This is a genomic window from Stenotrophomonas sp. YJH_SMC_69 (assembly GCF_059370495.1).
In genome coordinates, this window is record NZ_JCAFTS010000012.1 from 87407 (window position 1) to 110925 (window position 23519).

The following is a 23519-nucleotide window of genomic DNA, read 5'->3' on the forward strand; positions in this document are numbered from 1 at the left end:
TTTCGGCGCTTCAGTGCACCACTTCACTGGCAGGCGTCGTAGACCGCGTCATCCAGCTGCCGGCGCTGCACGAAATCCAACCGCCGACGTTTGAGCAGCGCCTGTCCGCGCTGGCGGCGCACACGCTCGCAGGCCGCCGCATCCGTACTGATCGTGATCAATGCGCCCTGCGCCCGGACGGCACGACGCGGGCGACGCGACGGCTTCGATGGCGTGACTGCGGGAACCACCGCCCCACGGGACAATGACTGCTCCGCCGGGACATCCCAGCGCCACGCCGACCGGCCCTGGCAGGGTGTCTGCTGGTAGACCGGATGCGGTCCATCCACGCATTTGTAGACATTGGTCTGAGCCGGCGCGGCCATCGGCAACAGCAGGCACAACAGCAGGGACCATCGCGTGGCGGGCATCCGGGCATTCCACAGGCGGGCTGCGGACATCCTCGGCGCGCGACTCGGGTCCCGCCAGAGCGATATGCGTCACATCCTCTGCAATCCAGCACAGCGGTGCAAGTCCGTCGCCGGCACCTGCGCTGTACTGCCGAAGGCACCGGCAGCCTGCCGGTGCCTTCCCTCCCTTCCGCCAAGGAACCTGCAATGAGCAACTTCGTCACCGCCGCCGACGGCGCCCGCATCTTCTACAAGGATTGGGGCAACGGCCAGCCGATCGTGTTCGCCCACGGCTGGCCGCTGTCGTCCGATGCCTGGGACCCGCAGATGCTGTTCATGGGCCAGAACGGTTACCGCGTGATCGCCCACGACCGCCGCAGCCACGGCCGTTCCAGCCAGACCTGGGACGGCAACAACATGGACACCTACGCCGACGATCTGGCTGCAGTGATCGAGGCGCTGGACCTGAAGGACGCGATCCTCGTCGGCCATTCCACCGGCGGCGGCGAAGTGGCCCACTACATCGGCCGCCACGGCAGCACGCGCGTGGCCAAGGTGGTGCTGGTCGGCGCCGTGCCGCCGCTGATGCTCAAGACCGCCGGCAACCCGGCCGGCACCCCGCTGGAGGTCTTCGACGGCATCCGCAAGGGCACCGGCGGCGACCGTTCGCAGTTCTTCAAGGACCTGACCACCCCGTTCTTCGGCGCCAACCGCGATGGCAACACGGTCACCCAGGGCATGCGTGATGCGTTCTGGCTGCAGGGCATGCTCGGTGGCGTCAAGGGCCAGTACGACTGCGTGCACGAATTCTCGGAAGTGGATTACACCGAAGACCTGAAGAAGATCGACGTGCCGGCACTGGTCGTGCACGGTGATGACGACCAGATCGTCCCGTTCGATGCCTCGGCCAAGCTCTCCTCGCAGATCATCAAGAATGCCGAACTGAAGGTATACGCCGGTGCCCCGCACGGCCTGACCATCACCCACGCCGAGCAGTTCAACGCCGACCTGTTGGCGTTCGCGCGCAGTTGATGCGCCGCGGCGGCACTGTAACGGTGCCGCCGCCCCTCCGTCCCCTTTTTTTTCAGATGTCGGTGTGGTGATGCGGCACAGCGGCAGGCAGCGGGTCATGCCCACCCACGAAGTGGCGCACCACCGGCGCACGCTCACCGCGATGCAATCCGCGCAGCACTTCCTGGATCGCCCTGTCGTCGGCGGTGATGCGTTCGTGCTGGCGCAGGTGCTCCAGCCACGACGGGGTCACGAAATACTCCAGGTGGATGCCCGGGGTGGCCACATCCTCGACCACGCCCCAGACCACGGCGCCATCGCGGCGGCGGATGGTGCCCAGTGCGCGCATCTGCGCCTGGAACGCGGCGCGATCAGCATCGTCAATGCGGTACTCGATGGTCACCAGCACCGGGCCTCGATCATTGGATACCGGTACCGACAGTTCGGGGGCTGGCCAGTGCCCCGCCGGACGCAGGTTCAGGTCTTCGGTGCCGGCGATGCGCACGCGCCACACCAGCAACCCGCCGATGACCGCACCCGCGGCAGCCACCAGCAGGGCCAGCTCCGGCGAGGTGCGCTGAGCCAGTGCGCCCCAGCTCAGGCCGCCGGCGGCCATGCCGGCAGAGAACACCATGATGTACAGCGCCAGCGCACGCGCACGCACCCACGCCGGCACTGCGGTCTGCGCCGCGATCTGCAGCGACGACAGCACGGTGATCCAGGCAAAGCCATTGACCAGCATCACCAGCGGCAGCACGTACCAGCTTCGGGTCAGCGCCAGCCCGACCAGGCTCATGGCCAGCGACAGGGTCGCCAGCAGCACCAGCAGGTCGCGATCCAGCTGAACGCGCAGCTTCGGCAGCAGCAGCGCACCCCCCACCGCACCGATGCCGATGCAGCCGAGCAGCATGCCGTACTGGCCCGCCCCGCCCTGCATCTGCCCACGCACCACCACCGGCAGCAACGCATTCATCGCTGCGGCGAAGAAGAAGAAGCCGACCGACTTGATCAGCACCGCCTGCAACCGCCCGGCGCGGCTGGCATAGCGCAGGCCCGCTTTCAGGCCCGCACCGAAGCCTTCCGGCGGCAGGCTGGACTGCTTCGGGTCGCGCTTCCAGCCCCACACCACGAACAGCATCGCGGCGAAGGTGATGGCGTTGAAGCCGAAGGCCCAGACCGCACCGAGCTGGGCGACGATCACGCCGCCGATGGCCGGGCCGATCGAGCGCGCGATGTTGATGCCGATCGAGTTCAGCGCCACCGCCGAGGCCAGCATCGGCTGCGGCACCAGTTCGGACACGATAGCGGCCTGCGCCGGCATCGCCATCGCCGCACCGCAGCCCATGCAGAAGGTCAGCAGCACCAGCAGCTGCGGGGTCAGCATGTCCATCGCGGTCAGCGCCGCCATCACGGCGGCGACCAGCAGCATCCAGCCCTGGGTGGCCAGCAGGTACCTGCGGCGATCAACGATGTCGGCCAGGGTTCCGGCGGCCAGTGCCAGCAGCACGATCGGCACGGTGGTGGCCGACTGCACCAGGGCCACCATCAACGGCGAGCCGGTACGTTCGGCCATCACCCAGGCGGCGGCCACGTCGTTGACCCAGGTGCCGATGTTGCTGGCCAGGATCGCCAGCCAGATCGAGCGGAACATCTGGATCTTCAGTGGGGACCAGGCGCCTGCGGCCTGGGCGGGGGGTTGCGACGCGGTTGCGTTCACCATTGCCATGCTCCAACGATCGAGGCGAACAGCGTGTCCCGGCCGCCGGCCTGCTTCAGTGCAGGCCCGGCATCGACCCAGGCCAGCTGCAGCTGCCATTGCCAGTGTTCGCTGGCCTGCCAGCGGGTTTCGGATTTGTACTGCGTGCCGATGCGGCGCGCGCCGCCGGCGCTGCCCGGCAACGCCACCAGCGGTGCCGGCGTGGTGTAGACCGCATCGGCGCGACGATGCTTCCAGGCCATCTGTACGCCCAGTTCCGTGGTCAGCGCGTCGTGCAGGCGCAGTGTCAGGGTCGGCTGGACGTCCATCAGGTTGGCCGGGGCCAGCAGGCTGGCCTCGCTGAAATAGGCCGACTTCGGGAACAAGGCATTGAAGGTGCCCAGGCGGCCGTCGTGCAGATTGCCATCGCCACTGGCGATGTCGGCCTTCAGCCCCAGACGCGGCTGCAGCGGCAGGTCCGTCCAGCGCCACCCCGTATCGGTGGCCAGCGTCCAGGCGTGGATAGCGAGCGTGCCGGCGGTCGTTCGCAGTTCACCGCCCTGCGCCACCAGCTCGCTGTTCCAGTCCAGTGCACCAGCCTGGCCGAACCAGCGCGCGCCCAGGGTCTGCCGACGTTCGGTGCCGCTGCCGGCGGCAAAGCGCGCGCCGTCGCGACGGTAGTCCAGCAGGTACAGATCCCATTGGCCTGGGCCACGACCACGCGCGGTAGTCGCATACGCGCCCCACAAGTGGGCACCGCGTTCGCCGCGGTCATCGAAGGCGCCGGGTCGGTTCTCCAGCGGTCGCAGCGCCATCAGGTCCAGCGTGCCGAGGCGGCCTTTCCAGCCTGCACGGGCACCATCGAATGCCAGCCGGATGTTCGGCCCATCGCGCACCGACAACAGCCGCGAGCTGCCATAGCCGGCTTCCTGCCGGCCGAGTTGCAGATGGAAGCCACCGCGCTGCCAGCGCCAGTACGCCTGCTGCACGTCCAGCGCGCTGCGGTCGGTGCGGCCGGGTCCACCTGCCTTGCCATTCTCGGCATGCACGCCCAGCTGCACCCGTGCCTGCCAGTTGTCCTCGACATACGTGGCCGACGCCAGTGCACGCAGCAGACCGTAGCCGTCTTCACTGCCGCCGATACCGAACCGGGCCGGGTCGTAGTACATCCCCCTGAAGCGCAGCGAGGCGTCCCATTGCAGTTGCCCGGCGCCCATGTCGGTGCAGCGGCCGGTGTCACAGGCCAGCGCCATCCATGGCATGGCCAGCAGCGCCAGGCTCAGAAGGCGAAGCACGAGCATCCCATCGCGCCCCAGAACGCGGTCAGGTCATCGGTGGGTGCCGCATGCCGGGCCGCATGCCCGTGCGCGCCGTGGGTGCTGCAGGCGACACCGTGATGGTGGCGATGGGCGGCGGCCAATCCGGTGGCAGCACCGCCGACGTGGTAGCCACCGAAGCGGTTGACCGGCGACCAGTCCGGCATCGCCGGCGGCAGCTGCGGCGCCAGGCCGGCGTAGTCGCCGTCGGCGTGCACGATGCGGCCGCCGACCACGGTCAGCAGGCTGGTGATGTCGGCGATCTGCGCGTCATCAACGCGGAAGAAGTCGGCCGAGAGCAGGATGAAATCAGCCAGCTGGCCAGCTTTCAGCGTGCCCTTCACCGCTTCGTCGCCGGAGAACCAGGCGCTGCCCTGGGTCCACAGGCGCAGCGCCTGTTCGCGCTCGAGCAGGTTCTCATCGCCATACAGGGCCAGCCCGCCCACGGTGCGCCCGGTCACCAGCCAGGACAACGCCACCCACGGGTTGTAGCTGGCCACGCGGGTGGCATCGGTACCGGCACCGACCGGCACGCCTTCGGCCAGCATGCGCTTGACCGGCGGCGTGTGCCGCGCCGCCTGCACACCATAGCGCTCGACGAAGGCTTCGCCCTGGTAGGCCATGCGGTGCTGCACGGCGATGCCGCCGCCCAGCGCGCGGATGCGTTCGATGTTGCGCGGGGTGATGGTCTCGGCGTGGTCGATGAACCAGTGCAGGCCATCGAACGGCACCTCGCGGTTGACCTGTTCGTACACATCGAGGATGCGGGTGATGCTCTCGTCATAGGTGGCGTGGATGCGGAACGGCCAACGCTTCTCGACCAGCAGTTTCACCACATCGTGCAGTTCCGGTTCCAGCTCAGGCGGCAGTTCCGGGCGCGGCTCGTTGAACAGCTCGAAGTCGGCCGCGGAGAACACCAGCATTTCGCCAGCGCCGTTGTGGCGCAGCAGGTCATCGCCCTGGCGCGGCTGCAGTATCTCGCTCCAGCCGCGGAAGTCGTCCACTTCCTTGCCCTTGTTCTGGGTGAACAGGTTGTAGGCGATGCGCACCGTCAGCTGGTCATCGCGATGCAGCTGCTCGATGACCTGGTAGTCCTCGGGGTAGTTCTGGAAACCACCGCCAGCGTCGATCACCGAGGTGATGCCGAGCCGGTTCAGTTCGCGCATGAAGTGGCGCGTCGAGTTCGCCTGGTACTCGATCGGCAGGCGTGGCCCCTTGGCCAGCGTCGCATACAGGATCAGCGCGTTGGGCTTGGCCAGCAGCAGCCCGGTCGGGTTGCCCAGCGAGTCACGCACGATCTGCCCGCCCGGTGGATCCGGCGTGTCCTTGCTGTAGCCGCAGGCGCGCAGCGCGGCGCGGTTGAGCAGCGCGCGGTCATACAGGTGCAGCAGGAACACCGGCGTATCCGGCGCAATGTCGTTGAGCTCCTGCAGCGTCGGCAGGCGCTTCTCGTTGAACTGTGCGGCGGTGAAGCCACCGACCACTCGCACCCACTGCGGTGCCGGGGTGCGGTCGACCTGGGCCTTCAACATGTCCAGCGCGTCGCCCAGCGAGCGCAAACCGTCCCAGCGCAGCTCCAGGTTGTAGTTCAGGCCACCGCGGATCAGATGGGTATGGCTGTCGTTTAGGCCGGGCAGCAGGCGCCGGCCCTGCGCGTCGATCAGGGTCGCTTCATTGCCCCAGCCGCGCATGATCTCCTCATCGCTGCCGACAGCGACGATGCGGCCCTCCTGAACGGCCAGCGCCTGCGCGTGCGGCTGCTGCGGGTCGAGTGTGGTGATGCGGGCATTGCGGATGACCAGCGTGCTCATGCGACGCTCCTTGGAAGTGGAATCGAGTGCGGCAGCGGCGCGACCGGCCAGGCCGAGCGCAACCGCGGCACCGCTGGCCAGCACCACGTTGCGGCGGCCGTGGTCGAAGGGATCGTGACTCATGCGAAAGCTCCCGGAAGTCGTGGACCGTCCAGCGCCCAGGCCCCCGGCCCGGCCAGGGCGATGGCCAGCAGCACCGTGGCCCACATCAGCGGGTACTCACTGCCGCCGCGCATCCAGAACCAGCCCCTGGGCAAGGCCAACAGGACGGTGAAGCCGATGAAGGCAGCGGCGGCAAGCGCGGCGATGCGGGTCTGCCAGCCCAGCAGCACGGCCAGCCCGGACAGCACCTGCAGCAGGGACAACAGCAGCGGCAACGGCGCCACTGCCGGCAGCCCGAAACCGCGCAGCTCGGTGGCGAAGCCGGCCAGCCCCGGTCCGCCGAACCAGCCAAACAGCTTGCCCAGCGCGTGCGGCAGCAGGAAGCCGCCTGCCGCCACCCGCAGCATCAGCAGGGCCAGGTCGAGGCCGTGGCCGTGGCCGTGGCCGGCCAGCATGCTCAGTGCCCGCCTTCCTGCGCGCCGAACATGCGCTTGGCGTACTGGATGCCGATGCCATAGCCGCCGGCGTGGTCGCGGGCGATGCCGGTGGTCAGGTCGTAGGTTTCACCGCGTGCCCAGTCACGCTGCAGTTCAAGCAGGTACTGCACGCTGGTCATCGGCACCGCGCCGGCCTGCACCATGCGGGTGATCGCACGCTCGTGCGCTTCTTCGCTGACATCGCCACAGGCGTCGGTGATCACGTGGACCTCGAAGCCCTGCGCCAGCGCCGACAGCGCCGGACCCACGATGCAGACACTGGTCCACAGGCCGGCAAGAACCAGCCGGCGCTTGCCGATGCGGTTGATCTCATCGATTACCGGCTGGTCTTCCCAGGTATTCATCGAAGTGCGGTCGAACACCGGCTGGCCCGGGAAGATCTGCGGCAGTTCCGGGAACATCGGGCCGGAGAATGACGTCTCGGCCACCGTGGTCAACACGACCGGCACGTTGAACCCCTTGGCCCCCTTGCTGATCAGCGACACGTTGTTGCGCAGCGCGGAGATGTCGATCGTGTGGGTAGCAAATGCCATCTGCGACTGGAAGTCGATCAGCACCAGGGCATGGTCGGTGGGCGACAGCAGGGCCGGGGCGGGCGTGGCGGTGGCAAGGCTCATGGGTGGACTCCGTGGGAAACGTGATCAGGGGGAAGCAGCAGGGCCGCATCGCCGGCCCGATACTGGCCGGGGCTGCAGCCGGTCTCGGCGCGGAAGCTGCGGACGAAATGGCTCTGGTCGAAGAAGCCCAGCTTCTGGGCCAGGCACGCCATCGGCAGCTGCGCGCTGGGCAGCAGTTGGCAGGCACGCTGGATGCGGCGGCGGCGCACGTAGCGCAGCGGGCTGGCACCGGTGCCGCTACGGAACAGGCGCACCAGGTGGAAGCGGCTGACACAGGCAGCCTGCGCCAGCTCTGTCACCCGCAGCGGCTGCGACAGGTGCTCATCGACATAGCGCAGGGCGCGCTGCAGTGCGGCGGCCTGCTGCGGGGCAAGCGGGGTGGCGGACGGATCGGACGGACTGACGGTGGCCATGCGGGGCGCCGCGAGGGGGTGGCCCATGGTGCGTGGCCGGCGCACGATGCCCTACCCCCGTCGGTCGAGGCCGGCACCTACCCGAATGGGGGAGGCCGACGGCCGAGCAGGCGGCGCCCGAACAAGCGCGCATCCACCGAGTAGGCGCCCGGCCCCAGCATCAGCAGCGCCGCAGGCAACGCCACCAGCGGCCAGGGTGCCTGCTGCGCGAACATGGTCGCGGCTGCCATCAGGGTCGCCAGCGGCGTCAACACGCCCAGCACGAGCATGGCCGCCGCCAGCCCGCACAGCACCGCCCCCCAACCAGCATGCGTGCCAGGCGCGCACAGCGCGGCGGCCAGGCACAGCCGCAGCCACAGCAGGCCGATGCCCGGACCGCGATCAGGGAACATCACGAACAGGCGCTGCATGGCCGGGCTCCAGGGGTCATGCCGGCGTGATAGCCGACCACGGCGGCCACTGCCTACCCCGTTCGGGTCACCCCGGACTGCCCCGCACCTGCCAGAATGCGCGCCATGCGTGGCCGCCCCTTCCCGTTGCAACGTCACCTGCGGACGCTGCTGACCTGCCTGCTGCTGTTGACCGCCCTGCCCGCCCTTGCCGTGCAGCGCCCGCCGGTGAGCGGCGGGTTGCCCGATTACGAGCACACGGCCTGGCGCGTCGGCCAGGGCGCCCCCGGTGACATCTGGGACATCACCCAGGACCGCGATGGCCTGTTGTGGCTGGCCACCGGCTCAGGGCTGTACCGCTTCGACGGTCGTCGCTTTGAACGCCAGGCCGCTCCCGCGGGCAGCCATTTCCCGTCCACCAACATGGTCACCCTTGCGCGGGGCCGCGACGATGCACTGTGGATCGGCTACTTCCAGGCCGGCATCAGTCAGTTTGCGCGCGGCCAGCTGCACAACTACGGCCGCGACCAGGGCGTGCCGGTGGGTGTGGTGCCACACTTCAGCCAGGACCGTGACGGCCGGCTGTGGGCCGCGATCAATGGTGGACTACGCCAGTTCACTGGCCAACGCTGGCAGCCGCTGCCCGCTGGCATGGGGGTGCCGGAACATCGCGTGCAATGGCTGCTGCACGACAGCCGCGGCACCTTCTGGGTACTGGCCGACCTGAAGATCTGGGTGCGCGCGGCCGGCCAGGCGGCCTTCAAGGACACCGGCATCGCCGTTTCGCAGATGGCGACGCTGGCCGAAAGTCCGCAGGGGGAAGTGTGGCTGGCCGACCGCGTGCGCGGTACGTCGCCGCTGGCCAACGCACGAGGCCTGCTGCCGGACAGCGAGCGCGAGGCACGGCGGTTGCCGGAGCTGGTGGCGGCGCGCCTGCAGTTCACTGCCGATGGCGCGCTGTGGGCAACGATGAGCCCGCATGGCGGTGTCGCCCGGGTCACCTTCGATGGCGACCGCGCCATACGCATGGAGCGCTTCGATTCGCCGCACGGGCTGACCGCCACCTCGGCCGTGCCGATCATCGTTGATCGCGAAGGCAATCTCTGGGTCGGCACCAATCTCGGCCTCAACCGCTTCCGCGCGCGCAGCGTGCACACGCTGGCGGTTGGTCCCAGTGATCCCTACCGCTCGCTGGTGCGGGCCAGCGATGGCCATGTGTATGGCTATGGCGAAGACCTCAAGCCCTACGACCTCGAGCGCACCCTGCTCGATGGCAGCGCCACGCAGCTGCAGGCCGCCGCGCGCCAGGCAGCTGCCCCGATCTGGCAGTTCGACTGGGTCAACCTTGCGCGCACCGTGGCCGGCCGCACCACGCGGATTCCGCTGCCTGCGCCGTTCACCGGGCAACCACTGCATGCCCTGCTGTTCCCCGACGACGAACAGGCCTGGGTCTGCACCGGCGAACGGGGGGTGCTGCACTACCAGCAGGGCCAGTGGCAACGCGAACGCCGCCTGCCCGAACAGGCCTGCTCGTCACTGGCGCTGGATGCCAACGGCCAGCTGCTGCTCGGCTATGCAGACGGCCGGCTGCGCCGCATGGGGGCGACGCAGATCGAAACCTTCGACGCCAGCCACGGCCTGTCGGTCGGGCCGATCACGGCGGTACTCGATCATCAGGACCTCCTGCTGGTAGCCGGCGAGGCCGGATTGGCCGTGCGCCCGGGCAATGGCCGGTTCGTTCAGGTGAGCACCGACATGGCCGGCGTCATGGAAGGCATCACCGGCATGGTGGCCGATGCGAATGGCTACCTCTGGCTCAATGGCAGTCGTGGCCTGGTCCGGCTCGGGAGCGATCAGCTGCGGCGCGCACTGCGCAGCCGGCAGCCGGTGACGCCCCGCCTGTTCGATGCGGTGGATGGCATGCCGGGCATCGCCCTGCAGAGCGGACCGATCGCCACCACTGCACTGGCCAACGATGGCCTGTTGTGGCTGGCCACCAACCAGGGCCTGGCCTGGCTGGACACCACCCGCTCGCACGTCAACACCATGGCGCCCAGCGTGCGCATCGGCGAAGTGCTGTACGGCAGTGAACACCAGCCACTGCGCGATGGCCTGCGCCTTCCGGCCGGCACCAGCCAATTGCAGATCGATTACGTGGCGCTGTCGTTGGCGCGCCCGGAGCGCAACCGCTACCGCTATCGCCTGTCCGGGGTCGACGACGGCTGGCAGGATGCCGGCAGCAGCACGCGCGCGTATTACACCAACCTCGCACCGGGCAATTACCGGTTCGAGGTGGAAGCCGCCAACGAAGACGGCATCTGGAGCACTGCACCCGCCAGCCGCACCTTCCGCATCGCCCCTACCTTCATGCAGACCCTGTGGTTCAAGCTGCTGTGCGCCGCCGCGGTGCTTGCGCTGCTGGTCCTGGCGGTGCGCATCCGCAGCGGGCAGCTGGCTGCACTGTTCCGTGCGCGCCTGCAGGAACGCCATGGCGAACGCGAACGCATTGCCCGCGACCTGCACGACACGCTGCTGCAGGGCAGCCAGGGCCTGATCCTGCGGCTGCACGCGATCAGCCAGTCGCCGCAGACCCCGGACAGGGTGCGCGGCCAGCTGGAATCGGCGATGCAGCTGGCCGAACGCAACCTGGCCGAGGGCCGGGAGCGGGTCAACGCACTGCGCGACGGTCCTTTCGCGGGCCGCGACCTCGCTTCGGCGCTGGCCGATGTTCACGCCGAATACGCCGGGCACGGCACCAATCCGCTGCGCCTGACTGTGGAAGGCGCAACACCACCGCTGCAGGCCGATGCCGCCGAGGAGGTGTTCCTGATCGGCCGCGAGGCCATCCGCAATGCACTGCGCCACGCCAATGCCAGCGCCATCGAGGTAGAGCTTTCCTACGGCGCGCGGTGCTTCCTGCTGCACGTGCGCGACGATGGCGTCGGCATCGCCGACGAAAATGCCGGGCATGGCCATTGGGGCCTGCAGGGCATGCGTGAGCGCGCGCAGCGCCTCGGCGCGGAGCTGCGGCTGTGGACCCGCCCCGGGCTGGGCACTGAAGTCGCGCTGGCGGTTCCCGCCCGTCGCCTGTATCACCGCCGCCCATCGCGTTGGCGCTGGCCCTGGAGTAGAAGCCACCATGACTGAGTCCCCTGCCCCGATCGGCGTGCTGGTGGTCGACGACCACCCGCTGCTGCGTGACGGCCTGGCCGCGCTGCTGGGCGCCCATTCCGACCTGCGCCTGCTCGGCGAGGCCGCCGATGGCGAGGAAGCCATCGAGCGCTATCAGCAGCTGCAGCCGGACGTGGTGCTGATGGACCTGCAGATGCCACGCCTGGATGGTGTGGAAGCCATCGTGCGGATCCGCGCGATGGACCCGCGTGCGCGCATCATCGTGCTGACCACCTATCGCGGTGACGTGCGTGCGGTACGGGCGCTGCAGGCCGGCGCCAGTGCGTACCTGTTGAAGGACATGCTGCGCCACGAGCTGGTCGATACGATCCGCATGGTCGCTGGCGGCCGGCGCGCACCGATACCACCGGCAGTCGCTGCGAGCATTGCCGCACATGTGGTGGAGGACCGGTTGTCGCCGCGCGAGACCGAGGTGCTGCGGCATGTGGCCGGTGGCCTGTCGAACAAGCGCATCGGCGAGCGCATGCAGATTTCCGAGCAGACGGTGAAGGCGCACATGAAGAGCCTGATGGACAAGCTGGGCGTGGGCGATCGCACGCATGCGGTGACCCAGGCGCTGCGGCGCGGCATCATCAGCCTGGACGACAGCGGTCACGATTAGGGGGTTGTTCGGCAGGGCTTGCAGCCCTGCACCCGCTACGGGCTGGAGCAACAGCAACAGCAACAGCATGGATTCCGTGGGATGGCGGGGCGGTGTCGGACTGCGGGGACGCTGCAAGTACGTCCCTGCAAGCTTGGCAGCCGCATCCATGCGGCTGACACCCCGCACTCCGACACCGCCCCACCTCTGACGGATTCCGATGGCGTTTGGTAGGTGTCGACCTTGGTCGACACTTCTGTCAGATATCGAAATCAATCAGGGGTCAGATCCGTTTTCCTTCGGAAAACGGATCTGACCCCAAGAGCCGTTCCAACAGACCGCAGGAACCTGTCGAAGGCTACTGAAAATCCGCTGTTTGCGCTGTTTGCGCTGTTGCCGGCCAGCGGCCGGCACTACCGCAGGTGCAGGGCTGCAAGCCCTGCCGAACACCCCCCCTACTTCAAACGCAGCAGCAGACTGCCGCCCGCGCACATCACCGCCAGCCAGGCCACGCCGTGCCACCCCCACTGCGCCAGCGCCAGGCTGCCCAGCGCACCGCCAGCGGCCATGCCGATGAACATGCCGGTGAACAGCAGCGCGTTGAGCCGGCTGCGTGCCGGCGGCACCAGGCCATAGACCAGCGTCTGGTGCGCCACCAGCGCCGACTGGAAACCGAAGTCGAACAGCAGCGCACTCACCACCAGCAGCGGCAGCAGCGCGGCGGCCGGCAGCCAGGCTTCGGCCAGCAGCAGGCCGAAGCCCAGCAGCGCCACCGCGATCGCCAACCGCGCCACGGCATGGCAACCCAGGCGATCAGCGAAACGTCCTGCGAACGGTGCGGCCAGCGCACCGGCCGCACCCGCAATACCGAACGCACCCGCCGCCGCACTGCCCAGGCCCAGGCGGGCATGCAGCATCAGCGCCAACGTCGACCAGAATGCGCTGAAGCCGACCGCCAGCAACGACTGGCTCGCCACCGCGCGGCGCAGCTGCGGCTGCTCGCGCCACAACGCCAGCAACGAGCCCAGCAACGCCGGATAGCGCAGCGTGCTGGTCGGTGCGAAACGCGGCAGCGCACGCGCCATCACTGCGCCCATCGCCGCCACCGATACCGCGGCCAGCACGAACTGCGTGCGCCAACCCCATGCCTCGGCCACCACGCCACTGACCACGCGCGACAGCAGGATGCCGAGCAGCAGGCCGGTCATTACCCGGCCGACGATCTGGCCGCGCTGTGCATCCGGCGCCAGCACCGCAGCGGCCGGCACGATGTCCTGCGCCAGCGTGGCCATCAGCCCGACCAGCAGGCTGGCCATCAGCAGGCCCGGCAGGTGCCCGGCCATCGCTGCGGCGCCCAGTGCCAACGCCAGCAGCGCGGACTTCAACAGGATCAGGTGGCGGCGGTCGAAGCGGTCGCCCAACGGTGCCAGCAGCAGGATGCCCAGCGCGTAGCCGAGCTGGGTCAGGGTCGGCACCAGCCCGGCGGCGCGCTCACCTGCGCCAAGGTCCTGCGCGATCAGGCCCAGCATCGGCTGGCTGTAGTACAGCGAGGCGACCGAAAAGCCGGCGCCGGCCGCCATCGCCAGCACCAGCGGGGTGGAAGGCGCGTTCGCGGGTGCGACGACGGACAGCGAAGGGGTAGACATGGGGGAGTCCGGTGGAGGAAGTGGGCGTATCCTGCCCGTATTCGCCATGCGTCTGTAGTAGGCTCCTGCACATATACTTCATACGTGACACGCATGAATGACCTCGCCACCGGCGCCGATCGCCTGGATCTGCTGCGCACCTTCCTGCGCATCGTCGATGCCGGCAGCCTGTCTGCCGCCGCCGTGCAGCTGGGCACCACCCAGCCGACGGTCAGCCGGCGCCTTCAGGCACTGGAGCGGCAGCTCGGCCTGCGCCTGCTGCAGCGCTCCACCCATGGCCTGCAGCTGACCGAAGATGGCCTGCGCTGCCAGCGCCATGCGCAACGCGTGGTCGACGAATGGGAGTCGCTGCAGGCCGAACTGCACGGCGAACCGGAAACGCTGCGCGGACGCCTGCGGGTGATGGTGCCGCATGCCTTCGGCCAGGCGCAGCTGCTGCCGACCATGCTCGCGTTCCTCGCCCAGCACCCACAGCTGAGCCTGGAGTGGATCCTGGAAGATCGCCGCCCGGATTTCATCGCCGAAGGCATCGACTGCGCGGTGCGGGTGGGACCGGTCGACGAACCGCGCATGGTCGCACTGCCGCTCGCCGAAGTGCCGCGCATCGTCGTGGCAGCGCCCTCGCTGGTGCAGGCCACCGCGATCAGCACACCAGAACAGGCGCAGGCACTGCCGTGGATTTCACTGGTCACCTACTACCGCGAACGCCTGCTGCTGCATGACGCGCAGGGGCGTGCGCATACCCTTTCGATCAGCCCGCGCCTGCTCAGCGACAACCTGTTCGTGGTGCAACAGGCCGCATGTGCTGGGCTGGGTGCAGCGGTGGTCTCGGCCTGGCTGGTGGCCGGAGACCTCGCACAAGGGCGGCTGGTGCAGCTGCTGCCGGACTGGCAGGCGCCGGCGCTGCCGGTACACGTGGTATTTCCCGCCGCGCGCCAGCAGCCGCCACGGCTGCGCGCCTTCATCGATGCGATGAAGGCCGCACTGCCGCAGCTGCACGGAATGCGGCCGGCACCGCGTTAGGTCACTGGCCGCATCATCCACGCATGGCGTGGATTCCGTCCAACCCCATAGGGTCGGATCCCTTCCCACCGGGAAGGGCTCTGACCCTGTCGATCACTGCGTCTTCGCCGCCTCGGCATTCCACGCCGCCACCTTGGCCTTGGTATCAGCCAACATCTTGTCCAGCGCGGCGCGGTCATACACGTTGCCACGCAGGATCACGCTGTCGATCTTTTCGGTGGCGGCAATGTCCTGCAGCGGGTTGGCGGTCAGCAGCACCAGATCGGCGGCCTTGCCTTGAGCAACACCCCCGTAACGATTCATCTGGCCGAACCAGGCCGGGCCGGAACGGGTCGCCGCCGACAGCGCCTGCGGCGCGCTCAAGCCTTCCTTCACGAACAGCTGCAGCTCCTGGTGCAGGGCGATGCCCGGGAAGTTGAACGAGTTGAGGAAGCCCGCATCGGTGCCGGCGATGATCGTCACGCCGGCTTCCTGCAGCATCGGCAGCACGGCGGCCACCTGGTGGTACTGCGCATGGCGCGCTTCGATCTGCGCTGGCGTTGCCTTGGCGGCACGTTCAACGCGCCACTGGTAGGTCGCGCGCAGGCCCGGGCCGATGTAAGCCAGGTACGGATCGTTCGCGTGGTCATCCTGGTCAAGGAAATCGAGGATGCGGCCACCGTTGAGGGTCGGGGTCACGAACACGCCGCGCCTGGCGAAATCGCGGTAGGCACGCATCGCCGTATCGCGGTCGAAGCTGGCGTCGAGGCGGCGGTTGGCTTCGGCGCGGTCGATGCGGCCGGCACCGAAGTCGCCGGCAATCTGCGCCTCGTCCTTGCTCCCGGCCTTGAATGCGTAGTCCAGATGCTCGATCGAGGCCAGCCCGGCATCGACCGCCTGCTCCACGGTCAGCGCCATCGGGATGTGCCCCGACGCCTTGAATCCGGCATTGCGCGCGGCACTGGCCGAGTACAGGAACAGTTCCGGCTTCAGCGTGCTGTCGGTGATCTTCACGAAATCGACCTTGTCGTGCTGCAGGCGGGTGATCGCCTTGTCGACGTCGGCCTTGCTGCCCACTTCGATCGTGCCCTTCCAGACCGGCTTGAGGCCTTCGATCTTCGCGCCCGAGCTGAGCAGCCGCGGACCGAACAGCGTGCCCTTGGCAATTTCCCCGCGCCACTGCAGCACCTGCTCGGGAAGGTCGCCGGAACAGTCACGCACCGTGGTGATGCCGTGCGCGATGTACAACGGCAGCAGTGCCTTGTTCTCTTCGATCAGCGCCGGGCCACCACCAAAGTGCACGTGCATGTCCCACAGGCCCGGGATCAGGTACTTGCCCTTGGCATCGATCTGGCGGGCCGCACTCCATTGGCTGCGCAGCTGCGCGTCCGGGCCGACGGCGACGATGTCCTCGCCACGGATCACCACGCTCTGCCCGGCCCGGGTACTGGCGTGCTCGACATCGACCACGGTGGCATTGCGGATCAGCAGGTCGGCGCGCTCGCCGGCAGACGCCGACAGCGGTGCCACCGCAAGGAGGATGGCAAGGGACAACGGACGGGAACGGAACATGGACAGCATCCTGATGGGCACGCCCAGCGTGCGGGTGGACGGGGTTTGCATTCAGCGCACCGCGCCGTGCTGGCGCAGCAGGGTCTCAATTCCGGTATAGCCGCGCTGGCGCGCATGCGCCAGCGGCGTCACGCCGTCGCCGTCGGCCAGCTCCGGGTCGGCACCGGCCTCCAGCAGCAACTGCACGATCTGCAGGTGGCGCGCACCGCCATCGCCGAGCAGGATCGCTTCCAGCAGCGCGGTCCAGTTCAGGCGGTTGACATGATCGACCGCCACACCGGCACGCAGCAGCGTGCGCACGGTGGCGACATGGCCGCGCTCGGCGGCCGGAATCAGTGCGGTGCCGCCGTAGCGATTGGTACTGCGCAGATCGGCGCCATGCGCCAGCGTCATCGCCAGGATCTCATCCAGGCCGCGCGCGCCGGCATACAGGTAGGCGCTGTCCTGCAACACATCCTTGGCATTGACGTCGGCACCGGCTTCGATCAGCTCGCGCGCGGCATCCACGTTGTTGCCCTGCGTGGCCAGCAGCAACGCCGTGCGACCCTGGCCATCGCGCGCCTCCAGCGTGGCGCCATCCTCTATCGCCTGCCGCACCGCATCGGCGTCGCCGCGGCTGGCGGCATCCCGCAGGCGCGCGTCTGCGTCGGCCCGGGACGTGGCGGTGCAGGCGGGGGTGACCATGGCCAGCAGGCACAACAGCAGCACGCGCGTGAACGGCGCAGGCCAGCCAGCGGAATGATGGACGCGCATGACAGTGTCTCCTCATGTCCGTCGCCACGGAACGCCGTGCGACGGTAGCAACAGCCGGGCATTGCCGGCCCCTGCCCTGCATGGTAGAAGTCGGCCTGGGTATCCAGAAGTGAAATGTTCAAATGCAAGACAGTGCCAAATCGAATAGAACCCTGTTCGAACTGGACCTGCTGCGGGCGCTGGTGATGGTGGCCGACTGCGGCAGCTTCACCACGGCCGCCACCCGCCTGCATTCGACCCAGTCCACGGTCAGCCAGAAGGTGCGCCGCCTGGAAGAGCTGGCGGGGCATCGCCTGCTCGAGCGCGGCCACCGCGACGTGCATCCCACCGACGCCGGCCACACCCTGCTCGGCTATGCGCGGCGCATGCTCGACCTGAACGAGGAAATGGCGCAGGCGCTGGCCGGCGCCACCGTGGAAACCGCGGTGCGCATCGGTGTCCCCGAGGACTTCGTCAACGCGCAGACCACACGCATGCTGGCCGCTTTCAGCCGCCGTCACCCGCAGGTGAAGCTGGAAATCAGCAGCGGCCTCAGCCGCGACCTGGCGCACGGCTTCGACCACGGTGAACTGGATCTTGTGCTGGTCAAGCAGCGGCGCAACAGCCGTCAGGCGGTGCACTGCCGCCGCGAGCCGATGCACTGGATCGACAGCCTGCGCAGCAGCTGCCTGCAGCAGGACCCGCTGCCGCTGGTCACCTTCCCGCCGCGCGGGCTGTACCGCGACGAGATGATCCACGCCGTGGAAGCGCTGGGCCTGCGCTGGCGCATCGCCTTCACCAGCTCGTCGCTGAGTGGCATCCAGGGCGCCGTGGCCGATGGCATCGGCATCAGCCTGCTGCCCCGCCGCGCGGTCGCCCGCGATCATCGCATCATCGATGGTGAGCGCGACCTGCCGGTGATCGACAACTACGAAATCGGCCTGCTGCATCGTGCGGACGCCGACGATGCGGTGCGCGCGCTGGCCAGCGAGCTGTGGCGGCAGGTGCAGCGCGAACCGGATTGACCACTGCAACTGCGGTAGCGTGGGCCGCTGGCCGGCAGCCGCGACGGCAACATCGTCCCGCGTGGGGTCAGATCCGTTTTCCGAAACGGATCTGACCCCGAAGCGAAATCCGCGCATTGACCATCGAAAGCTGATCACGCCTGTCGCGCGGAAGTCACGGCTCTGCCGCTAGAGTGCCCCCTGTTTCCGTGCTCCACGGCATCGTGTCATGTCCGACGAAATCCCCACCCGCTTCGATCCGCTGCCTGCGGCGCTGCAGACGCATCTGCAGCACCAGCGCTCGCTGATCGCCGCGCGCGTGGCGGCCGGCTTCCCGACGTTGCCGGTGCAATGGCCGCTGGCGGCCAGCACACTGCAGCGCGTGGTCGATGCCGAGCTGATCGACCGTGCCGACTGCGATGGCTGGGAAGCGCTGGGCGTGGCGTTCGGTGACACCCTGGCCCAGCGCGTGCCGGGGCTGGCCTGGATACAGGTCACCGACGCCTGGGGCATCGATGCAGTGCTGCGCTATGCCGACAGCAGCCTGCAGATCGGCGCCAGCACACTGCTGCTCAAGCGCGTCGAACAGGGCGAAGTCATCGACATCGCCCACCTGCTTGCGTGGCTGGAAGCGTTCGTCGCTACCCGCGCCGACGATTACGCCTGACGACACATCGAGGTGGATCCATGCCATCCGTGGATGAATGAGACCACGCGATGGCTCCCTCCACGCACGGCGTGGATCTACAACCAGCGGCCGTCAACCACCACCCGGCGCTCCACCGGCACCCCGGCCACGGCCGCCGGGCCATGGTCCGCACGCACGGCCACGAACGTCGCCGGCCGGCCTTCGGCGATGCCGTGCTGCGGCAGCCCGATCACCTGCGCGCCATGGGTGGTGACCATGTCCAGCGCCAGCATCAGGTCGCCATCGGTGTAGAAGCCCGAGCGGTAGCCCAGCAGCATCGCGCGCTGCAGCAGGTCGCCGTTGCCGTACGGCCACCAGCAGTCGCGGATGTTGTCATTGCCGGCGAACACGCGCACGCCGGCGTCGTGCAATGCACGCAGCGTCGGGAACGAATGGTCGCCCGGCGCGTTGCTCATGATCGCAACGTCCGCCGTGGCCAGTGCTTCACCCACCTGCAGCGCGCGCGCCAGCGGCACGTCGCCCAGCGAGTAGGCATGGCTGACCGCAACGCGTCCCTGCAGGCCGGCGGCACGGGTGCGTGCGGCGATGCGCAGCAGCTGGGCCAGTCCGGTTTCGCCGGGCTCATGCAGGTGGATGTCCAGCTGCACGCCATAGCGCTCGGCCAGGCCGAACAGCAGGGCCAGCTGGCCTTCGGCATCGCCGTCGAGCGTGGTCGGATCTATGCCGCCCAGCACCTCCACCCCTGCGGCAAGGGCCTGCTCCAGTACGGCGGCGGTGCCGGGACAGGACATCACCCCGGCCTGCGGGAACGCCACCAGCTGGATCCGCATGATGTCGGCGCAGCGCAGCGCGGCCTCGCGCACTGCTTCGAGATGACGCAGGCCGGTGCTGCCGTCGACATCGACGTGACAGCGCATCGCCACCGTGCCGAAGCGGCTGCACTGGCGGATCAAGGCCTCGGCACGGTCCACCATTGGCGCCGCGCCCGCCACCGCGGCCTTCTCCACCGCCAGCCGCTCACGCAGGCTGTTCACCGGCTGATGCGGGTGCCAGCGGTCGCCGACAAAACTCTTGTCCAGATGGATGTGGCCGTCGACCAGCCCGGGCAGGACTGCGAAGCCCTGCAGGTCGACGCATTCCGCTCCGTCGGCCGGCGAGGCCTCGCCATTGAGGCCACTGATGCGGCCGCCACGGATGTGGAAATGCAGTGGCGCGCCGTAGCGGTCTACACCGCCATGGACGAACTGAAGCGTCATCGGAAACTCCCGGAAAGCCAAGTCATGGCGCCATCCTGAGCGCTGGCACTGCCATCGGCCAAACGAAATATCTGGATGCCATACATTCATCAGAACGATGAATGCCGCCGCGACGGCGGCTCGCAGCCACGCCGTGCACACGCCTGAACGGGTACCATAGGCGCCTGTTTCCGCTGTGATGCCGCATGGGCCCGTCCGACCGCCACGATCGTCTCCGCCGCTGGCAGGCCGCGTCCCTGCTGGCTGCTGCCCCGATGGCCAGCCTGTCCGCCACTGATGCGGCCGCCACCGCGCCGCTGCAGGCGCCGCCTGGCCAACAGCGCATCGCCCCGGCTGCGCTGGTCGAGCGGCTGCACCAGCGTGTGCTTTCCGGGCAGAGCGCCACCGCCACCCTGGAACACTGGTGCGCCGAACACGGCCTGGCCGAACAGGCGCGGGTGCGCGCGGTGCGTGTACACGGCCAGGACAAGACAGCACCGGCCGACGTGCTGCAGGCACTGGGTGCGAAACCCGGCACCGCCCTTCGCTACCGCCGTGTGCAGCTGGTCTGTGGCAGCCGCGTACTCTCCGAGGCCGACAACTGGTACCTGCCGGACCACCTCAGCCCGGCCATGAACCAGGTGCTGGACAGCACCGACGAACCCTTTGGCCGCGTGGTTGGCCCGCTCGGCTTCCAGCGCCAGACACTGGCTGACCAGACCTTCTGGCCACCGCGTGGCGAAGGCGACCGCAGCGTGATCCTGGAAGTGCGCGCCCTGCTGCGCGATCGCCAGCAGCAGCCCTTCAGCTACGTCATCGAGTCGTACCTGCAGCAGGCACTGCCCTAGGCCACCGGCGCCCGCCATCACAGCGGACATCGACACAGCAGAAGGCCTGGCATTGCCGGGCCTTCTGTTTGCCAGCCGGATCAGCGGAACCGGTAGTCCAGCTGCAGCCAGTACTGGCGGCCATACGGGTCGTAGTTGCCAACTGGATAGAACGGCCAGCCGCCACCGTTCCTGTCCGCCGGCGGGCGGCTGTCACGCAGGTTGTTGACGATCACGCCCACCGACAGGTTCTCGCCGAACTGGCGGAACACGCTGGCGTTGTAGGTCATGTACGGCGCGATGCGGCCACTGCCATCGGTCTTCGGCAGTGAACCGAAACGGTTGCCGTACAGCGTGGTGGTCCAGTCACCCTGGTTCCAGGTGATGCTGCCATTGGCCTTGCTGCGCCACTGGTAGTCATCCAGCGAATTGCGGATGTCACGCTCCGGATCATCGGAGAACTGCCGGTACTTGTGCTCCAGCACCACGGTATAGGCCAGGCGCGTAGTGAAGCGGCCATAGCGGCCGGCATCGAAACGCCAGTTACCCTTCAGGTCCAGGCCACGCACCGATTCGGAGGCCGCGTTGATCGGATTGATCAGCACGCGGGTCACCTGGTCCGGCTGCACGGTTGCAGTGGACGGGTTGCGGATCACCCGCGACAGCGCGTCCTGGCACAGCGGTGAACCGATATCGCGCGCTTCGCCACCCAGCGTGCGGCCCAGGCGGCAATCGGCTTCGTCGCGCAGGATGCGGCTGGTATCGAGGCTGGTGACCTCGTTGTCGATGCGGATGTCGTAGTAGTCGGCACTGAAATCCAGGCCGGACAGCGGCGACCAGACCACGCCGAAACCATAGGATTTAGCGGTTTCCGGCTGCAGCTGCGCGTTGGCGCGGTTGCTGTAGTCGATCGACAGGCCGTTGTAGTCGCAGTTGTCGTACGACTGGCCTGCGGTGCGGCAGCGCCAGTAGTCGGTCATGCCCGGGTTGTAGCCGCGGGTCTCGGTCGCGAACACGTAGTTCATGTCCGGCGCACGGAAGCTGGTCGCAGCAGAGCCGCGGATCAACAGGCTCTCGATCGGGCGGAACTCGACGCCGAAGCTCCAGGTCGCCTTGCCGATGTGCTCGCCACCGGCGCGATACTGGTCATAGCGACCGGCCAGCGTCGTGGTCAGCGATTTCAGCAACGGCAACTGCAGCTCCACGCCGGCCGCATAGCGGTCACGATCACCGCCGGCACCGATACCGGCGCTGGTGTTCCAGAACTCGCCTGTGCCCAGTCGCGGGTCCGGGCGGTTGCGGTAGCCCTGGCTGCCGGCCTCGACCACCGCCGCCAATGCAGCGTCGCCACCGGGCAGCGCGAACAAACGGCCGTTGACGCTGGCGCTGAAGGTCTGCAGCCACGCCGCATTGCGGCTTTCCTGGTAGCCGGACAGGCCCTCGTATTCGCCCGGGGTCAATGGTTTGAACAGGCGTGCCGGGTCGGGCGCATAGACCTCAACGCCATTGCGTACGCCCAGCTTCGGACCGAGCAGGTATTCGTTGATGCCGGCCAGCAGCACCGGTCGGCGGGTGCGGTTCTCGTAACGCGAGCGGCTGTAGACCGCTTCGTAATCCCAACCGCTGTCGCCGATCTGGCCACGTGCGCCGACGTTGAACGACCACGAGTTTTCCAGGAAGCGGTTGGCATTGCGCGGCAGGCCGCCGATTTCCTCCGGCGCGAAGCGGCGGTACCAGCTTTCCAGGTTGCCGGTGGTCTGGTTGTAGAAGTAGTTGCGGGCCGAGGTCCAGGTCGGTGCACGCGTGTTGTTGTAGATCCGCGCGCTGCCCACGGCGACATCGGCGAACAGGTCGGTGGTCTCGTTGACGTGGAAGGTCAGCAGACCGTAGCCGTTGAGATTGCGCTTCTGGGTCTGCACGGTCCAGTAGCTGGCGGCGGCCTCGTTGCTGCCGCAGTACCAGCCCTGGCGCGGGTTGTTGGCACGGAACACGCTGCCGCCATAGATGTCCGACGCGGCGTCGCAGCCGTTGACGCCCGGATCGATGTTGCGGCCGGTGGCAGCATTGCGCCGATAGGCGATCGCGGTCGCCTGCGGCGCCTTGCCGGCCGGGTCATCGTCCAGCGAATCCATGAAGTCGCGCTGGCGCGCGTGGATCGCCTTGCGCACGTCGAACTCGAAACCGAACAGGCCGTCCCAGCGCTCGCCGGAACTGCCGCCCACCACCTGCACGCGCTGGTTGTCACCGCCGCCCTGCTGGGTGCCGCCGGCGCGCACGTTCACGTCCACGCCTTCAAAGCGGTCCTTGAGGATGATGTTGACCACACCGGCAATGGCGTCGGAGCCGTACACCGCCGACGCACCGGCAGCCAGCACTTCGATGCGTTCGATCAGGGCGCTGGGAATGTTGGCCAGGTTGACAACGTTCACCGAGCCTTCGTAGGCCAGCGGGTAGTCGGCTTGGCGACGGCCGTTGACCAGCACCAGCGTGCGGTTCGGACCCAGCCCGCGCAGATTGATGGTGTTGGCGGCCGGCGTGAACGTATTGCCGAAATCCTCGCCCTGCACGTTGCCGGTGTTCTCGGTCAGCGCGCTGAGGGCGTCGAAGGCATTGCGGTAGCCCTGTGCGTCGATCTGCTCGCGGCTGATCACCGTCACCGGCGAGGGTCCCTCGACACTGGCACGTGGAATGCGCGAGCCGGTGACCTTCACTTCCTGCAATGTGGTGGGCGCGCTTTCCTGCGCGAAGGCCGGCAGCGAGGCCAGCATCAGGGACGACAGCGCGAGCACCAGCGGACGCGGGCGCATCGCCTTGTGGGAGGCGGACATGGGCTTCCTGG

General features: G+C 68.3%; 20 protein-coding genes. 7 read left to right on the top strand and 13 right to left on the bottom strand.

Annotation, left to right across the window (positions count from 1 at the left end; translation table 11 throughout):
• Positions 1-23: 23 nt before the first annotated feature.
• A complete protein-coding gene (locus AC5P8F_RS18135; RefSeq protein ID WP_049440902.1) occupies positions 24-410 on the bottom strand; it encodes a hypothetical protein in 387 nt (128 codons plus the stop codon).
• Positions 411-596: 186 nt separating this feature from the next.
• Here AC5P8F_RS18135 and AC5P8F_RS18140 point away from each other — a divergent pair, with 186 nt between their 5' ends.
• On the top strand, positions 597-1421 hold the full coding sequence (locus AC5P8F_RS18140; protein ID WP_197606046.1) for an alpha/beta fold hydrolase: 825 nt from the start codon (positions 597-599) through the stop codon (positions 1419-1421).
• Positions 1422-1473: 52 nt separating this feature from the next.
• On the opposite strand, the gene AC5P8F_RS18145 is transcribed toward AC5P8F_RS18140, so the two are convergent.
• The 7 genes from AC5P8F_RS18145 to AC5P8F_RS18175 form a co-directional block, all read right to left on the bottom strand.
• Positions 1474-3120: an MFS transporter gene (locus tag AC5P8F_RS18145; protein WP_197574546.1), complete on the bottom strand. Its 1647-nt coding sequence runs from the start codon at positions 3118-3120 to the stop codon at positions 1474-1476.
• Entirely contained in the window at positions 3114-4397 is a 1284-nt protein-coding gene (locus tag AC5P8F_RS18150; RefSeq protein WP_481453769.1) for an alginate export family protein, read from the bottom strand. The genes AC5P8F_RS18145 and AC5P8F_RS18150 overlap by 7 nt, the downstream gene beginning before the upstream one ends.
• Positions 4376-6223 (bottom strand): amidohydrolase, encoded by a 1848-nt coding sequence (locus AC5P8F_RS18155; RefSeq protein ID WP_180835401.1) that lies wholly within the window; start codon positions 6221-6223, stop codon positions 4376-4378. The genes AC5P8F_RS18150 and AC5P8F_RS18155 overlap by 22 nt, the downstream gene beginning before the upstream one ends.
• Positions 6224-6342: 119 nt before the next feature.
• Positions 6343-6780 (bottom strand): DoxX family protein, encoded by a 438-nt coding sequence (locus tag AC5P8F_RS18160; RefSeq protein ID WP_053495060.1) that lies wholly within the window; start codon positions 6778-6780, stop codon positions 6343-6345.
• Between the two features lie 2 nt (positions 6781-6782).
• Complete coding sequence (locus AC5P8F_RS18165) at positions 6783-7439, bottom strand: hydrolase (RefSeq protein WP_014647472.1); 657 nt, start codon at positions 7437-7439, stop codon at positions 6783-6785.
• Positions 7436-7852 (bottom strand): helix-turn-helix transcriptional regulator, encoded by a 417-nt coding sequence (locus AC5P8F_RS18170; RefSeq protein WP_495220427.1) that lies wholly within the window; start codon positions 7850-7852, stop codon positions 7436-7438. The genes AC5P8F_RS18165 and AC5P8F_RS18170 overlap by 4 nt, the downstream gene beginning before the upstream one ends.
• Before the next feature lie 77 nt (positions 7853-7929).
• Complete coding sequence (locus AC5P8F_RS18175; RefSeq protein ID WP_046431144.1) at positions 7930-8262, bottom strand: hypothetical protein; 333 nt, start codon at positions 8260-8262, stop codon at positions 7930-7932.
• 96 nt (positions 8263-8358) lie between these two features.
• On the opposite strand from AC5P8F_RS18175, the gene AC5P8F_RS18180 reads away from it, so the two are divergent.
• Both AC5P8F_RS18180 and AC5P8F_RS18185 read left to right on the top strand, forming a co-directional pair.
• Positions 8359-11388 carry a sensor histidine kinase gene (locus tag AC5P8F_RS18180; protein ID WP_346601398.1) on the top strand — a complete coding sequence of 1010 codons (3030 nt, stop codon included), beginning with the start codon at positions 8359-8361 and terminating at the stop codon, positions 11386-11388.
• Positions 11381-12034, top strand: coding sequence for a response regulator (locus AC5P8F_RS18185; protein ID WP_014647476.1), 654 nt, complete (start codon positions 11381-11383; stop codon positions 12032-12034). Before AC5P8F_RS18180 ends, AC5P8F_RS18185 begins: the two co-directional genes overlap by 8 nt.
• A gap of 434 nt (positions 12035-12468) precedes the next feature.
• Here AC5P8F_RS18185 and AC5P8F_RS18190 read toward each other — a convergent pair whose 3' ends face one another.
• Positions 12469-13659: an MFS transporter gene (locus AC5P8F_RS18190; RefSeq protein WP_014647477.1), complete on the bottom strand. Its 1191-nt coding sequence runs from the start codon at positions 13657-13659 to the stop codon at positions 12469-12471.
• A 93-nt stretch (positions 13660-13752) separates the two neighbouring features.
• Between AC5P8F_RS18190 and AC5P8F_RS18195 the strand changes: the two genes are divergently transcribed.
• On the top strand, positions 13753-14682 hold the full coding sequence (locus AC5P8F_RS18195; RefSeq protein WP_014647478.1) for a LysR family transcriptional regulator: 930 nt from the start codon (positions 13753-13755) through the stop codon (positions 14680-14682).
• A 93-nt stretch (positions 14683-14775) separates the two neighbouring features.
• On the opposite strand, the gene AC5P8F_RS18200 is transcribed toward AC5P8F_RS18195, so the two are convergent.
• Positions 14776-16233, bottom strand: coding sequence for an amidohydrolase family protein (locus AC5P8F_RS18200; protein ID WP_111205577.1), 1458 nt, complete (start codon positions 16231-16233; stop codon positions 14776-14778).
• A gap of 51 nt (positions 16234-16284) precedes the next feature.
• The gene (locus tag AC5P8F_RS18205) at positions 16285-16986 is read right to left on the bottom strand and encodes an ankyrin repeat domain-containing protein (RefSeq protein ID WP_049440918.1); all 702 of its coding nucleotides are present in this window, start codon (positions 16984-16986) and stop codon (positions 16285-16287) included.
• A 122-nt stretch (positions 16987-17108) separates the two neighbouring features.
• Here AC5P8F_RS18205 and AC5P8F_RS18210 point away from each other — a divergent pair, with 122 nt between their 5' ends.
• Entirely contained in the window at positions 17109-17990 is an 882-nt protein-coding gene (locus tag AC5P8F_RS18210; protein WP_046431153.1) for a LysR substrate-binding domain-containing protein, read from the top strand.
• 208 nt (positions 17991-18198) lie between these two features.
• Positions 18199-18636, top strand: a complete 438-nt coding sequence (locus AC5P8F_RS18215; protein WP_495228700.1) for a DUF3806 domain-containing protein — start codon at positions 18199-18201, stop codon at positions 18634-18636.
• A 77-nt stretch (positions 18637-18713) separates the two neighbouring features.
• On the opposite strand, the gene AC5P8F_RS18220 is transcribed toward AC5P8F_RS18215, so the two are convergent.
• The gene (locus AC5P8F_RS18220; RefSeq protein WP_495228702.1) at positions 18714-19874 is read right to left on the bottom strand and encodes an amidohydrolase family protein; all 1161 of its coding nucleotides are present in this window, start codon (positions 19872-19874) and stop codon (positions 18714-18716) included.
• Between the two features lie 185 nt (positions 19875-20059).
• Here AC5P8F_RS18220 and AC5P8F_RS18225 point away from each other — a divergent pair, with 185 nt between their 5' ends.
• Positions 20060-20701 carry a hypothetical protein gene (locus AC5P8F_RS18225; protein ID WP_049440926.1) on the top strand — a complete coding sequence of 214 codons (642 nt, stop codon included), beginning with the start codon at positions 20060-20062 and terminating at the stop codon, positions 20699-20701.
• Between the two features lie 80 nt (positions 20702-20781).
• On the opposite strand, the gene AC5P8F_RS18230 is transcribed toward AC5P8F_RS18225, so the two are convergent.
• Positions 20782-23508, bottom strand: a complete 2727-nt coding sequence (locus AC5P8F_RS18230) for a TonB-dependent receptor plug domain-containing protein (protein WP_049440928.1) — start codon at positions 23506-23508, stop codon at positions 20782-20784.
• Between the last annotated feature and the right edge of the window lie 11 nt (positions 23509-23519).

Coding starts and splice junctions, on each gene's coding strand:
- AC5P8F_RS18135 (WP_049440902.1), bottom strand. CDS start 410: ATGCCCGCCACGCGATGGTCCCTGCTGTTGTGCCTGCTGTTGCCGATG.
- AC5P8F_RS18140 (WP_197606046.1), top strand. CDS start 597: ATGAGCAACTTCGTCACCGCCGCCGACGGCGCCCGCATCTTCTACAAG.
- AC5P8F_RS18145 (WP_197574546.1), bottom strand. CDS start 3,120: ATGGTGAACGCAACCGCGTCGCAACCCCCCGCCCAGGCCGCAGGCGCC.
- AC5P8F_RS18150 (WP_481453769.1), bottom strand. CDS start 4,397: ATGCTCGTGCTTCGCCTTCTGAGCCTGGCGCTGCTGGCCATGCCATGG.
- AC5P8F_RS18155 (WP_180835401.1), bottom strand. CDS start 6,223: ATGAGCACGCTGGTCATCCGCAATGCCCGCATCACCACACTCGACCCG.
- AC5P8F_RS18160 (WP_053495060.1), bottom strand. CDS start 6,780: ATGCTGGCCGGCCACGGCCACGGCCACGGCCTCGACCTGGCCCTGCTG.
- AC5P8F_RS18165 (WP_014647472.1), bottom strand. CDS start 7,439: ATGAGCCTTGCCACCGCCACGCCCGCCCCGGCCCTGCTGTCGCCCACC.
- AC5P8F_RS18170 (WP_495220427.1), bottom strand. CDS start 7,852: ATGGCCACCGTCAGTCCGTCCGATCCGTCCGCCACCCCGCTTGCCCCG.
- AC5P8F_RS18175 (WP_046431144.1), bottom strand. CDS start 8,262: ATGCAGCGCCTGTTCGTGATGTTCCCTGATCGCGGTCCGGGCATCGGC.
- AC5P8F_RS18180 (WP_346601398.1), top strand. CDS start 8,359: ATGCGCGCCATGCGTGGCCGCCCCTTCCCGTTGCAACGTCACCTGCGG.
- AC5P8F_RS18185 (WP_014647476.1), top strand. CDS start 11,381: ATGACTGAGTCCCCTGCCCCGATCGGCGTGCTGGTGGTCGACGACCAC.
- AC5P8F_RS18190 (WP_014647477.1), bottom strand. CDS start 13,659: ATGTCTACCCCTTCGCTGTCCGTCGTCGCACCCGCGAACGCGCCTTCC.
- AC5P8F_RS18195 (WP_014647478.1), top strand. CDS start 13,753: ATGAATGACCTCGCCACCGGCGCCGATCGCCTGGATCTGCTGCGCACC.
- AC5P8F_RS18200 (WP_111205577.1), bottom strand. CDS start 16,233: ATGTTCCGTTCCCGTCCGTTGTCCCTTGCCATCCTCCTTGCGGTGGCA.
- AC5P8F_RS18205 (WP_049440918.1), bottom strand. CDS start 16,986: ATGCGCGTCCATCATTCCGCTGGCTGGCCTGCGCCGTTCACGCGCGTG.
- AC5P8F_RS18210 (WP_046431153.1), top strand. CDS start 17,109: ATGCAAGACAGTGCCAAATCGAATAGAACCCTGTTCGAACTGGACCTG.
- AC5P8F_RS18215 (WP_495228700.1), top strand. CDS start 18,199: ATGTCCGACGAAATCCCCACCCGCTTCGATCCGCTGCCTGCGGCGCTG.
- AC5P8F_RS18220 (WP_495228702.1), bottom strand. CDS start 19,874: ATGACGCTTCAGTTCGTCCATGGCGGTGTAGACCGCTACGGCGCGCCA.
- AC5P8F_RS18225 (WP_049440926.1), top strand. CDS start 20,060: ATGGGCCCGTCCGACCGCCACGATCGTCTCCGCCGCTGGCAGGCCGCG.
- AC5P8F_RS18230 (WP_049440928.1), bottom strand. CDS start 23,508: ATGTCCGCCTCCCACAAGGCGATGCGCCCGCGTCCGCTGGTGCTCGCG.